At 72.9% G+C, this 12,046-nt stretch carries 14 protein-coding genes; 7 read left to right on the top strand and 7 right to left on the bottom strand.

Going from position 1 to position 12,046, the window contains the following annotated elements; genetic code table 11:
- Nucleotides 1-279 (bottom strand): PspA-associated protein PspAA, encoded by a 279-nt coding sequence (locus FR742_RS22825; protein ID WP_148032825.1) that lies wholly within the window; start codon nucleotides 277-279, stop codon nucleotides 1-3.
- Nucleotides 276-1,097, bottom strand: a complete 822-nt coding sequence (locus FR742_RS22830) for a PspA/IM30 family protein (RefSeq protein WP_148032826.1) — start codon at nucleotides 1,095-1,097, stop codon at nucleotides 276-278. Before FR742_RS22830 ends, FR742_RS22825 begins: the two co-directional genes overlap by 4 nt.
- A 151-nt stretch (nucleotides 1,098-1,248) precedes the next feature.
- Between FR742_RS22830 and FR742_RS22835 the strand changes: the two genes are divergently transcribed.
- Nucleotides 1,249-1,833: a DUF3043 domain-containing protein gene (locus FR742_RS22835; protein WP_261808686.1), complete on the top strand. Its 585-nt coding sequence runs from the start codon at nucleotides 1,249-1,251 to the stop codon at nucleotides 1,831-1,833.
- 82 nt (nucleotides 1,834-1,915) lie between these two features.
- Nucleotides 1,916-2,917, top strand: coding sequence for an aldo/keto reductase family protein (locus tag FR742_RS22840; RefSeq protein ID WP_148032827.1), 1,002 nt, complete (start codon nucleotides 1,916-1,918; stop codon nucleotides 2,915-2,917).
- 55 nt (nucleotides 2,918-2,972) lie between these two features.
- Here the strand turns inward: FR742_RS22840 and FR742_RS22845 are convergent, their stop codons facing one another.
- A complete protein-coding gene (locus tag FR742_RS22845; RefSeq protein WP_148032828.1) occupies nucleotides 2,973-3,179 on the bottom strand; it encodes a hypothetical protein in 207 nt (68 codons plus the stop codon).
- A gap of 157 nt (nucleotides 3,180-3,336) precedes the next feature.
- Here FR742_RS22845 and FR742_RS22850 point away from each other — a divergent pair, with 157 nt between their 5' ends.
- Nucleotides 3,337-4,416 (top strand): bifunctional adenosylcobinamide kinase/adenosylcobinamide-phosphate guanylyltransferase, encoded by a 1,080-nt coding sequence (locus FR742_RS22850; RefSeq protein ID WP_148032829.1) that lies wholly within the window; start codon nucleotides 3,337-3,339, stop codon nucleotides 4,414-4,416.
- Nucleotides 4,417-4,431: 15 nt separating this feature from the next.
- Here FR742_RS22850 and FR742_RS22855 read toward each other — a convergent pair whose 3' ends face one another.
- Nucleotides 4,432-5,229, bottom strand: a complete 798-nt coding sequence (locus tag FR742_RS22855) for an ABC transporter ATP-binding protein (protein ID WP_148032830.1) — start codon at nucleotides 5,227-5,229, stop codon at nucleotides 4,432-4,434.
- A 67-nt stretch (nucleotides 5,230-5,296) separates the two neighbouring features.
- On the opposite strand from FR742_RS22855, the gene FR742_RS22860 reads away from it, so the two are divergent.
- Together FR742_RS22860 and FR742_RS22865 are read left to right on the top strand one after the other, a co-directional pair.
- The gene (locus FR742_RS22860) at nucleotides 5,297-6,019 is read left to right on the top strand and encodes an aminoglycoside 3'-phosphotransferase (RefSeq protein WP_148032831.1); all 723 of its coding nucleotides are present in this window, start codon (nucleotides 5,297-5,299) and stop codon (nucleotides 6,017-6,019) included.
- Complete coding sequence (locus FR742_RS22865) at nucleotides 6,016-6,852, top strand: adenosylcobinamide-GDP ribazoletransferase (protein WP_261808687.1); 837 nt, start codon at nucleotides 6,016-6,018, stop codon at nucleotides 6,850-6,852. The genes FR742_RS22860 and FR742_RS22865 overlap by 4 nt, the downstream gene beginning before the upstream one ends.
- On the opposite strand, the gene FR742_RS22870 is transcribed toward FR742_RS22865, so the two are convergent.
- The 3 genes from FR742_RS22870 to FR742_RS22880 are packed head-to-tail and all read right to left on the bottom strand — an operon-like array spanning nucleotide 6,834 to nucleotide 9,048.
- Nucleotides 6,834-7,745 (bottom strand): CPBP family intramembrane glutamic endopeptidase, encoded by a 912-nt coding sequence (locus tag FR742_RS22870; RefSeq protein WP_148032832.1) that lies wholly within the window; start codon nucleotides 7,743-7,745, stop codon nucleotides 6,834-6,836. The genes FR742_RS22865 and FR742_RS22870 overlap by 19 nt on opposite strands.
- A complete protein-coding gene (locus FR742_RS22875) occupies nucleotides 7,742-8,704 on the bottom strand; it encodes a DUF1648 domain-containing protein (protein ID WP_148032833.1) in 963 nt (320 codons plus the stop codon). The genes FR742_RS22870 and FR742_RS22875 overlap by 4 nt, the downstream gene beginning before the upstream one ends.
- Nucleotides 8,701-9,048: a GntR family transcriptional regulator gene (locus FR742_RS22880; RefSeq protein WP_187281263.1), complete on the bottom strand. Its 348-nt coding sequence runs from the start codon at nucleotides 9,046-9,048 to the stop codon at nucleotides 8,701-8,703. The genes FR742_RS22875 and FR742_RS22880 overlap by 4 nt, the downstream gene beginning before the upstream one ends.
- A gap of 104 nt (nucleotides 9,049-9,152) precedes the next feature.
- Here FR742_RS22880 and FR742_RS22885 point away from each other — a divergent pair, with 104 nt between their 5' ends.
- On the top strand, nucleotides 9,153-10,631 hold the full coding sequence (locus tag FR742_RS22885) for a leucyl aminopeptidase (RefSeq protein ID WP_261808688.1): 1,479 nt from the start codon (nucleotides 9,153-9,155) through the stop codon (nucleotides 10,629-10,631).
- 42 nt (nucleotides 10,632-10,673) lie between these two features.
- Nucleotides 10,674-12,038 carry a dihydrolipoyl dehydrogenase gene (gene lpdA / locus FR742_RS22890; RefSeq protein ID WP_148032835.1) on the top strand — a complete coding sequence of 455 codons (1,365 nt, stop codon included), beginning with the start codon at nucleotides 10,674-10,676 and terminating at the stop codon, nucleotides 12,036-12,038.
- The last annotated feature ends 8 nt before the right edge of the window (nucleotides 12,039-12,046 follow it).

Below are 12,046 nucleotides of genomic sequence, written 5' to 3' on the forward strand. Positions count from 1 at the left end.
TCAGCCCGGAATCAGGCCCTGGTCTCCCAGCATCTCCCGGACCTCCTCGATAGAGGCGTCCGCGGGGGGAAGGATCAGCTCAGAAGGCTCCAGGGAGTCGTCCGGCAGGCTCTTGCCTACATGGCGCACCTTGTCGAGCAGCGCGTGCAGCTTGACGCGGAACGCCTTCTCGTCGCCCGCGTCGATGGCCGCCTCGAGCTCGCTGTCGAGGTCGTTGAGCACCGCGATGTCCTCGGGCGAGATCTCGATCTGACCCTCGCCCATAATCCTGACGATCATGCGCCCTCCCCAGGCTGACGAAGCTGCTGGGTCTGCTGGGGCTGAGCCTGCTGCTGCGGCTGAGCCTGCTGCTGCGGCGGCTGCTGGCCCTGCTCGATGGCGGACTGCGGAGCGGGGCCCTGGCCGAGCTCGGACTTCATCCTGGCCAGCTCCAGCTCGACGTCCATGCCGCCGCCCATGCGGTCGAGCTCGGCCTGGATGTCGTCGCCGCGGCTGCCGCTGTAGTCGTCGAGCGCGCCGCTGGCGAGCAGCTCGTCGATGGCGCCGGCGCGTGCCTGCATCTGGGCGGTCTTGTCCTCGGCGCGCTGGATCGCGAGGCCGACGTCGCCCATCTCCTCGGAGATGCCGGAGAAAGCCTCGTTGATGCGCGTCTGCGCCTCGGCGGCGGTGTAGGTCGCCTTGATGGTCTCCTTCTTGGTGCGGAAGGAGTCGACCTTGGCCTGCAGCCGCTGCGAGGCGGTGGTCAGCTTCTCCTCCTCACCCTGCAGGTTGTCGTGCTGGACCCTGAGGTCACCGATCTGTGCCTGGAGGTTGGAGCGGCGCTGCAGCGCCTCCCTGGCGAGGTCCTCGCGCCCCACGGACAACGCCTTGCGGCCCTGCTCCTCAAGACGCTTGCTCTGCTGCTCAAGGCCATTGATCTGCAGCTCCACACGCTTGCGAGAAGTGGCGACGTCCGCCACCCCGCGACGCACCTTCTGCAGCAGCTCCAGCTGCCGCTGATAGGAGTAGTCGAGGGTCTCGCGTGGATCCTCCATCTTGTCCAAGGCCTTGTTGGCCTTGGACTTGAAGATCATTGAAAGTCTCTTCATCACGCTCATGCGCGTCGGCCGTCCCCTTCTTCGGTCGTGCTGTGGTCACCCAGTGCAGCGCAGCCGCCTTGGGATTACCCTACGCATAACGCACGAGGGCGTCACTAAGTTGCAGTCCAGGTAGGGTTGAGACGTGTTGCGACGCCGTTCCCAAACCTCCGTGGACGACTCCCCCGTCCCCTCTGACGATCCTAAGCCCCAGGGCAAGGGCCGTCCCACTCCCAAGCGCCGGGACGCCGAGAGCAGACGACGCCAGCCGGTGAGCGCGCCGAAGGACCGCAAAGAGGCCTATCGGCAGATGCGGGCCAAGCAGACCGCCGAGCGTGAGCGGGCCCGCAGGGGCATGCTCGCGGGCGACGAGCGCTACCTCCCCGCGCGCGACAAGGGCCCGGCGCGCAAGTTCGCGCGCGACTGGGTCGACTCCCGCCGGCTGCCCAGCCAGTACTTCCTGCCGTTCTCGCTGCTGATCCTGCTGGCGACCTGGGTGCCGTGGCCGCCCGCCGTCCGCGTCCAGGTGCTCAACGCGGTGATCGTGGTGGGCTGGCCGGTGATGATGGTGGGCGTGGTCTTCACGTCCGTCTACGTGTCCTGGAAGGTCAAGCGCGAGGTGGCGGCGAAGCTGCCGGACGAGTCGCTGCGCGGGGTGGGCTTCTACGCCGCGATGCGCGCCCTGCAGATCCGCAGGCTGCGCTTCCCGCCGCCCACGCTGCTGCCGGGCGGCAAGCCGGTGCCGCCGAAGAAGTAGACCCGCGCGCGGAACCCCGCCGCAGCACGCCTCCGCCGGACCACGGGCGGATCTTCCGGCATGAAGCCATAAGGTCTGATCCATGGAATTCCGTCACCTCGGCCGCAGCGGTCTCATGGTCAGCGAGATCAGCTACGGCAACTGGCTCACCCACGGCTCCCAGGTCGAGGAGGACGCCGCCAAGCTGTGCGTGCAGGCGGCGCTCGACGAGGGCATCACCACGTTCGACACCGCGGACGTCTACGCGGGCACCAAGGCCGAGGAGGTGCTCGGCAGGGCGCTGAAGGGCGTCCGCAGGGAGTCGCTGGAGATCTTCACCAAGGTCTACTGGCCCACCGGCAAGGGCCGCAACGACCGGGGCCTGTCGCGCAAGCACATCACCGAGTCCATCCACGCCTCGCTGCGCCGCCTGCAGACCGACTACGTGGACCTCTACCAGGCGCACCGCTTCGACTATGAGACCCCGCTGGAGGAGACGCTCAAGACCTTCGACGACCTCGTACGGCAGGGCAAGGTCCTGTACGTGGGCGTCAGCGAGTGGTCGGCGCCCCAGATCGCCGAGGCGCTGAAGATCGCCGATCAGATGGGCTTCGACCGCATCGTCTCCAACCAGCCTCAGTACTCGATGCTCTGGCGGGTCATCGAGGGCGAGATCGTGCCGCTGTGCGAGCGCGAGGGCGTCGGCCAGATCGTCTGGTCGCCGATCGCGCAGGGCGTGCTCACCGGCAAGTATCTGCCCGGCCAGGCCCCGCCCGAGGGCTCCCGGGCCACCGACCAGGCGGGCGGCGCGGGCATGATCGCCCGGTTCATGAAGGACGACGTGCTGGCGAAGGTGCAGGAGCTCAAGCCGATCGCCGCCGACCTGGGGCTGTCGATGGCGCAGCTGGCCGTGGCGTGGGTGCTGCAGAACCCGAACGTCTCCAGCGCCATCGTCGGCGCCAGCCGCCCCGAGCAGGTGCGCGACAACGTCAAGGCGGCGGGCGTCAAGCTCGAGGCCGAGGTGATGAAGCGCATCGACGACGTGCTCGGCTCGCTGGTCGAGCGCGACCCCGGCAAGACGGCGAGCCCGCCGAAGCGTCCCTGACGAGCGACGACCCCTTGAGCCCCGGGCTCAAGGGGTCGTCCCGTTCGCGGGGACGTCACTCCTGGCGCAGCGACAGCCCTCGGTACTCGACCCGTTCCTCTTCGAGGAGCGCCACCTGTTCGACCCCCGAGTCGAGCAGCTCACGCCAGTTCTCGCCGAGCCACGACTCGGCGTCGGCCTGGCTGGGAAAGACCTCACGGGGCAAGGGACGGTCCGTCACCTCACCGCCGTGCGCGTCCTCGTAACGCCAACGCCATGTCATGCCATTCGCTCCTTCTCCGCCGGCCCGCCGGCACACCCCCCGGCGGCATTGGAACCCTACTCCGGCCGCGGCACGTGATCGATCCCGCGCGCCCGCTCCCCTCCATGATCGGGCCCCGCCGCGCGGCCTCCTCCCCCGGGTTTGTACGCTCGGCGCGATGAGGCTTCTTCTCACCGGGACCGCGGGGACGGGAGGCTGGCCGGAGCCGGGGTGCCCGTGCGCGTCCTGTGCTACGGCCGACCGGCCAGGCCGACGGCCGTTCGGCCTGGTCGTCGACGACGTGGTGGCGTTCCCGTGGGCGGCGGCGCCGCGCGGTTACGAGGTGCTCGCGGGCGGGCTGGGGCTCGCGGGGCCGGACGGTCGTCGGGTGCTGTGCGTGCCCGCCGATCGGGAGGCGCCGCTCGACGCGGCGGTCCCGTACGACGTCGTCCTGATCGACCTCCTGGACCGCCCCGAGAGGCTCGGGGCGCTGCGGCGGTCCGGCGCGGTCACCGGCGAGACCCAGGTCGTCGCCGTCGGCCTGGACCACCGCGTCCGGTCCGCGGCCGAGCTGCGCCGGCGGCTGCGCCTGTGGGGCGCCGTCACCGTGCCGGACGGGGCCGTCCTCCACGCCGGCGGGCCGCCGCCGGAGGCGACCGCGCTCACGACCGGACGACCCCCGGACGGAACCGCACGCCACCCCGGACAGCCGGGCGGCGTCGAGGGGGAGGCCGTGCCCCCGGCGCGACGGGCGCTGATCCTGGGCGGGTCGCGTTCCGGCAAGTCGGCAGAGGCCGAGCTGCGGCTGGCGGCGGAGCCGTACGTCACGTACGTCGCGACCGGCCCTTCGGCGGAGGGCGACGCGGAGTGGGCGGCCCGGGTGCGCGCCCATCGGGCGCGGCGGCCCGCGCACTGGGACACCGAGGAGACCACGGACCTGGCCGGGGCGATCCGCGCGGCCACGGCCCCGCTCCTGGTCGACGGCCTGGGCACGTGGCTGGCGGCGGTCTTCGACGAGCACGGCGCGTGGGACGGCGACCGCACGCCGGTGGACGAGCGGTGCGACGAGCTGGTGAGCGCCTGGCGGCGGGCGCCCGGGCGCGTCGTGGCGGTGTCGGACGAGGCCGGCATGGGCGTGGTGCCGGCCACGGCGAGCGGCCGCGCCTTCCGTGACGCGCTCGGCCGGCTGAACGAGCGGCTGGCGGCCGAGTCGGAGGACGTCACGCTGGTCGTGGCGGGCCGGCCGCTCCCCCTCTGACGTCGGCTGCTGACGTCAGCGGACGGAGCGGGCGTACCAGCGGCCGTGCAGCCGGTCGACGTGGAGCGGGAGGCCGAAGCAGTCGGACAGGTTGGCCGGGGTGAGCACGTCGGCCACCGGACCCGCCGCCAGCACCCGACCCTCGCGCAGCAGCAGGGCGTGGGTGGTCGTCGACGGCACCTCCTCCAGGTGGTGGGTGACCGTGACGGTGGTGAGCACCGGCCGGGTCTCCGCCAGGCCCTCGACGGCGTCGATGAGGTCCTCGCGGGCCGGCAGGTCGAGCCCGGCGAACGGCTCGTCGAGGAGCAGCACCGCCGGGTCGGCCATGAGCGCCCTGGCCACCCGGATCCGGGCCTGCTCCCCTTGCGAGCACACCCGGAACCGCCGGTCGGCGAGGTCCTTGCAGCCGAGGTCGGCGAGCAGCCGCCTGGCCCGGTCATGCTCGGCGTCGCCGTAGCGGTCCCAGAGCGGGGCGCTGGTGCCGGTGTGGCCGGTGAGGACCACGGTGTGGGCGGTCGCGCCCTCCTCCTCCATCAGGCTCTCGTCGATCAGGTGCTGGCTGGAGGAGACCAGGCCGATGTGGCGGCGCAGCTCGCGCAGGTCGACGCGGCCGAGCCGGTGGCCGAGCACGGTCACGGCGCCCACGGTCGGGTGGCGCACGGCCGCCGCGAGCGACAGCAGCGTCGTCTTGCCCGCGCCGTTGGGGCCCAGGACCACCCAGTGGTCGCCGTAGGCCACGTGCCAGTCGACCGCGTCCAGCAGGGTCTTGCCGACGACCCGGACGCCTACGCCTTCGAGTTCAACCACGTGCATCCGGCAAGCCTATGGGACACCGGGTGACAGGCCGCCGCGATCGCCGTCACCCGTAGGATCGGTCCTCATGCGCTTCCCTGAGAACGTCTTCGATCTGGTCGGCGGCGAAGACGCGATCTGGTCGGACGACCACGCGGACCTGAGTGCCGAGACGCTGCGGGTGACGGGACCGCACGGCGAGTTCTTCATCAAGCAGGGCCCGGTGGCGGTGGCCGAGCACGAGCGGCTGCGGTGGCTCAAGCGGTGGGCGAGCGTGCCGGACGTGGTGGCGTTCGAGGGCGACGTGCTGGTGCTGGCCGAGGCGGGCTGGCGGAGCCTCGACCACAGGCCGCCGCCGGACGCCGGCACGATCATGGGGCGGGCGCTGCGCGAGCTGCACGAGATCCCGGTGGCGGAGTGCCCCTTCGACGAGCGGCTGGACGTCAAGCTGTCCAGGGCGGCCGGTCACGTGCGCGCCGGGCTGGTCGACCCCGCCCGCTTCCACGGCGACCACGCCGGCCTCACGCCCGAGCAGGTGTACGACAGGCTCCTGGCGGAGCGGCCGGCCGGCGAGGATCTGGTGGTCACGCACGGCGACTTCACCCCCGCCAACGTGCTCGCCTCCGGCTCGGGCGAGGCGATCCTGGTCGATGTCGGCGAGCTCGGCGTGGCCGACCGCCACGTGGACCTGGCCGTCGCGCTGCGCGAGCTGGACGGGCGGGCCGCCGCCGACCTCCTGGCCGCGTACGGGCCCGCCGAGGTCGACGAGGCCAGGCTCTCCTACTACCGGCTGCTGGCAGAGCTGCTTTGAGCGCCGCCGGGCTGCGGCTCGCGCTCGGCACGCTCACCGTGTTCCCGGTACGGGTGACGCGGGTGGACCGCGGGGCGGCGGGCCGGGCGATGGCGCTGGCCCCGGCCGTGGGGTTGGCGCTCGGCGCGGTCGCCGCGCTGCCGCTGCTGCTGCCCGGGCCGCCGCTGCTCGGCGCGGCGCTGGCGCTCGGGCTGCTGGCGGTGCTGACGCGAGGGCTGCACCTGGACGGGCTCGCGGATCTGGCGGACGGGCTGGGCAGCGGGAAGCCCGCCGCCCAGGCGCTCGACATCATGAAAAAGTCGGACATCGGGCCGTTCGGGGTGATGGCCGTGCTGTTCACGGTCGTCGTCCAGGCGGCCGCCCTGACGGAGGCCGGGGCCGCCGGGCTGGTCACGGCGTGCGTGGCGGGCCGCCTGACGCTCGCCTGGGCCTGCCGCCCCGCCGTGCCCGCCGCCCGCCCCGACGGGCTGGGCGCGATGGTCGCGGGCACGGTACGGACCGGCGCCGCCCTCCTGGTGACCCTCGCCGCCCTGGTCGTCACGGCGGCCTTCGCCCCGGCCGCCGGGCTGGTGAGGTCGTGGACCGCGCCCGAACCGGCTGCCGGGGTGTTCCAGAACCTGCTCCGCTACCGGGAGCAGCTGGAACCGGGGATCTGGGAGCCGTGGCCGGGGATCCTCGGGCCGCCCGTCGCGCTGCTGGCCGGGCTGGGGCTGGCGATGCTCCTGCTCGCCCATGCCCGGCGCAGGCTCGGCGGGATCACCGGCGACGTGCTCGGCGCCCTCGTGGAGACCGCCGCCGCGGCGACCCTGGTGGTCTACGTGCTGGTCGTCTGACGCCCGGCGAGCCAGTCGGCGGACGGTGCCCGTACCGGGAAGATCCTGAGCAGGACCGCGCCGAGGATCGCGAGCAGGACCCAGCCCACGAGGCCGGTCAGCCCGACGAGCGCCAGGTTGGGCGGCTCGGCGACGTCGCCGAGGAGCAGGACGACGCCCGCGGTCGCGTTGAGCGAGCCGTGCGCCACGACGGCCGGCCACACGCTGCCCGAGCGGAGCCGCAGCCATCCGAGCACCACTCCGGCCACCACGCAGAAGCCGGTGAAGTAGAGCGCGGCCCCGGCGCCCAGGTTGGGGTAGTTGTAGCCGAGCAGGGTCAGCGGCGCGTGCCACAGCCCCCAGATGGCGCCCGAGAGCATCAGACCGGCCACGACGCCGCGCGTTCCGGTGAGCCTCGGCACGAGATAGCCGCGCCAGCCCCACTCCTCCCCCAGCGAGGGGAGGGCGTTGAGCAGCGGCCCGGCCACCACGCCGACGACGAACTGGATGACGACGCCGGTGGCCAGGCCGGCGGGCACGGGCACGTTCTGCGCCTCCAGCTGCGCCCGATAGAGGCCGAGCCCGTCGAGGTCGAGGGTGAGCAGCCCGGCCGCGACGCTGAGCGCCGCCGCGAGGGCTACCAGCGCGGGCACGCCGAGCCACGCGGCGAGCACGAGCAGCAGGGTGCGGCCCTTGCGCTCGCCGAGCGTGAGCCCGGTCTCGCGCGCCCACTCGCGGAACGGCACCCGCGACGCCCGCCACGCCGCCAGCACCCCCAGCGTGGGTGTGAACATCATCAGCATGCCGAAGACCGGCATCAGCGGGTGTCCGAGACCGCCGCCCAGCCACAGCGGCAGGGCGGCGAGCCAGGACAGGACGAAGGCGACGGCGAGGAAGACGGGGAGCGGCTTCACGCGGCCCTCCTCTCCGCGATGAGGGTGTTGATCAGGGAGGCGCCGCGCTCGGCGTCGTCGATGCTGATGCCGAGCTGGCCGCCGGAGCGGTAGCGCAGGACCAGGCACTCGCCGCCGCGCAGCATGATGGTGGCCCTGCCGGGCAGGCCGCGCACGCCCCACCCGCCGACCTGGCTCGGGTGGCGATCCTCGGTGTAGGCCCGGTCGATCTTGTCGAGCCTGATGCGGCGGACGGGCCAGCCGAACGGCCCGAAGGCCAGCACCAGCCCGTCCTCGCTGACCCGCGCCGTGAGCGAGGAGGCGAACAGCCCCACCGCCAGCACGATCACCAGCGCGGGCAGCACGGCGCCGAAGCTGGACAGGCGGACGACCCCGGTCACGTCCAGCGTGCCGAGCACGAACAGCACGGCGGCCCCGGCGGCGGTGATGAGCAGCGGCCACGGGTTGCTGATCCGGCTGACCCAGACGGCCCGCTGGCCGCTGCGCAGCGTGAGCCTGGGCGGCTCCGTGTCGCCGGACAGCGGGTCGGGCTCGCCCCTGCCCAGATAGCCGGAGAGCGCCGCGGCGGCCAGCGGCACGACGAGCACCGCGACCGCCGCCAGCGGGCTGAGCCGCGCGTCCGTCCAGGCCGGGACGTCGAGGTTGGCCAGCAGCGTCATGGCGGAGATGCTGATCGCGAACAGCGCGCCGCCGGCGAACAGCGCCCACCAGGACACGCGCCCGGACCTGCTGTCCCTGGCCCGCCGCGCGGCGGCGACCAGCCCCAGCCACAGGAAGCCCCACACCGCCGCCTGCATGATCAGGTGGACGGGGAAGGACACGGCGTTGTCGGGGGCCATGCCGGGGCCCCAGTGGACGGCCATCGGGTCGGGCAGCCGGTCGCGCAGCGCCAGCGGCGGCCCCACCACCGCGACGGCGACGACCGCGCCCGCCGGCACGGCGATGGTGCGCAGGTTCATGCGAGCTCCTCGAGTATGGCGATCAGATCCTCCCGGCCGTATCCGTACCTCTGGGCCTCGTCCAGCAGCTCGCGGGCCCGCTCGCGGAGCAGGGTGCGCGCGTCGGCGCGGGCGGCGACGCTGACGCCGCGCCCGCGCCGGAACTCCAGCAGCCCTTCGTCGCGCAGCTCGCGCAGGGCGCGCAGCACGGTGTTGGGGTTGATGCCCAGCGCCGCCGCCAGGTCGCGGGCCGGTGGCAGCCGGTCTCCCTGGGCGTAGCGGCCCTCGCCGATGGCGCGGCGGATGGCCGCGGCCACCTGCTCGTGCAGGGGACGAGCGTCGTTGAGGTCCAACGTCAGCAACATGATGCTAATGACACTAGCACCATGTCTTCATGAAGGCGACTCACGATTCATGGGATGAACCCCTGTTTGTTAGTACTCAGAAACCCTCGATAGAGTCGGTTTACGTGACCACTGTGCGGCTGAACTCAGCAGATCCCGTATCGTTCGACACCGACGCGCTGATCGTCGGTTTCCGGTCCGGCCCCGAAGGTCCCCGCCCCGCGACGGGCGCCGATCCCCTCGAAGCGGCCTTCGGCGGCAAGCTGGCCGCCACGCTCTCCTCCCTGGGGTTCGCCGGCAAGCCCGGCGAGATCGCCAAGCTGCCGGCCTTCGGCTCCGTCGCCGCGCCGCTGCTGGTCGCGGTCGGCCTGGGCGAGTCGGCGGACCTCGAAGGGCTGCGCCGCGCCGCCGGCGCCGCCGTGCGCTCGCTGGCCGGCACCGCGCGCGCCGCGCTGGTCCTGCCGGCCGAATCGGCCGACGAGGCCGAGGCCGTGGCGCTGGGCGGGCTGCTGGGGGCCTACGCGTTCTCGCGCTACCGCACCGGCGAGGGCCAGAAGGACCCCGTCGCCGAGCTGACCGTGCTGTCCGGCGCGCCCGGCGAGGTCGCCGCACGCGCCGCCGTCCTGGCCGAGTCCGTCGCGCTGGTGCGCGACCTGGTCAACACCCCGCCGTCCGACCTGTGGCCGGCCAAGTTCGCCGAGATCGCCGAGCAGACCGGCGGCGAGGCGGGCCTGTCCGTCGAGGTGCTCGACGACAAGCAGCTCAAGGACGGCGGCTACGGCGGCCTCATCGGCGTCGGCCAGGGCTCGGCCAACCCGCCGCGGCTGGTCCGCCTGTCCTACACGCACCCCGAGGCCGACAAGACCCTGGCCTTCGTCGGCAAGGGCATCACGTTCGACTCCGGCGGCCTGTCGCTCAAGCCGTCCGCGTCCATGGACTGGATGAAGTCAGACATGGGCGGCGCGGGCGCGGTGTTCGGCGCGCTCGTCGGCATCGCGAGGCTCGGCCTGCGGGTCAACGCGATCGGCTACCTCTGCCTGGCGGAGAACCTCCCCAGCGGCACCGCGCAGCGCCCCTCCGACGTCATCCACAGCTACAGCGGCAAGACCGTCGAGGTGCTCGACACCGACGCCGAGGGCCGCCTGGTCCTCATGGACGGCATCGCCCGCGCCGCCGAGGACAACCCCGACGCGATCATCGACGTGGCGACGCTGACCGGCGCCCAGATCGTCGCGCTCGGCTGGCGCACCGCCGGCATCATGGGCAACGACGACGAGCTGCGCGACCTGGTCGTCGAGGCGGCCGGCGCCGCCGGCGAGGGCGCCTGGCCGATGCCGCTGCCCGAGGAGCTGCGCAAGGGCCTCGACTCCCCGATCGCCGACATCGCCAACCTCCAGCCGGAGCGCTGGGGCAGCATGCTCGCCGCCGGCATCTTCCTGAAGGAGTTCGTGCCCGACGGCGTGCGCTGGGCCCACATCGACATGGCCGGTCCCGCCTTCAACAAGGGCGAGCCGTACGGCTACGTCCCCAAGGGCGGCACCGGCGCCGTCACGCGCACGCTCATCGGACTGGCCGAGCGGCACGCGAGCACGGCGAACAAATGAAAAGATGAAGGCGACAAGACCACCCCGACAAGGAGCCTTCCTGTGGCCTACGACATCGTCGTCCTAGGTGGCGGCAGCGGCGGTTACGCCTGCGCGTTGCGGGCGGCCGAGCTGGGCATGTCCGTCGCGCTGATCGAGAAGGACAAGATCGGCGGCACCTGCCTCCACCGGGGGTGCATCCCCACCAAGGCCCTGCTGCACGTCGCCGAGGTGGCCGACGAGACCAGGGAGAGCGAGTCGTTCGGCGTGAAGGCTCGCTTCGACGGCATCGACGTCCCCGGCGTCCACGCGTTCAAGGACAAGATCGTCACCCGTGCCTGGAAGGGCGTGCAGGGGCTGCTCAAGGCCGCCGGCGTCACCCTGGTCGAGGGCGAGGGCCGGCTCGCGGGCGGGCGCCGCGTCCAGGTGGGCTCCGAGGTGTACGAGGGGAGCCACCTCGTGCTGGCGACCGGCTCCGCGCCCAGGTCGCTGCCCGGCCTCGAGATCGACGGCGAGCGCGTCATCACCAGCGACCACTCGCTCAGGATGGACCGGGTGCCGTCCTCGGTGGTGGTGCTGGGCGGCGGCGTCATCGGCGTCGAGCTGGCCAGCGTCTACCGCTCGTTCGGCGCCGAGGTGACCATCGTCGAGGCCCTCCCCCGTCTGCTGCCCGCCGAGGAGGAGTCCAGCTCCAAGCTGCTGGAGCGCGCCTTCCGGCGGCGCGGCATCAAGTACGAGCTCGGCGTGCGCTTCGACGCCGCCAAGACCACCGAGACCGGCGTGCTCGTCACGCTGGCCAACGGCAAGACCCTCGACGCCGAGATCCTGCTCGTGGCGGTGGGCCGCGGCGCGGTCACGGAGGGCCTGGGCTTCGAGGAGGCCGGCGTGGCCGTCGAGCGCGGCACCGTCACCGTCGACGAGCACTGCCGCACCTCCGCGCCCGGCGTCTACGCCGTCGGCGACCTGATCGCGACCCCTCAGCTGGCCCACGCCGGGTTCGCCGAGGGCATCATGGTCGCCGAGCACATCGCCGGGCTCGGCCCGGCGCCCATCGACTACGCCGGGGTGCCGCGGATCACCTACTCCGACCCCGAGGTCGCCTCGGTCGGCATCACGTCCGCGCAGGCGGCGGAGCGCGGGATGGAGATCGTCGAGCAGGTCTACGACCTGGCGGGCAACCCCAAGAGCCAGATCCTCGGCACGGCGGGCGCGGTCAAGGTGCTCGCCCGCAAGGACGGGCCGGTCGTCGGCGTCCACATGGTGGGCCGCCGCATCGGCGAGCTCATCACCGAGGGGCAGCTCATCTACAACTGGGAGGCGCTGCCCGCGGAGGTCGCCCAGCTCGTCCACGCACACCCGACGCAGTCCGAAGCGGTCGGGGAGGCCATGCTGGCATTGGCCGGCAAGCCGCTGCACGTACACAACTAGTCAAGCCC

Origin of the sequence: Nonomuraea sp. C10, assembly GCF_008017515.1 — a bacterium.
GTDB classification, from domain to species: domain Bacteria; phylum Actinomycetota; class Actinomycetes; order Streptosporangiales; family Streptosporangiaceae; genus Nonomuraea; species Nonomuraea ferruginea.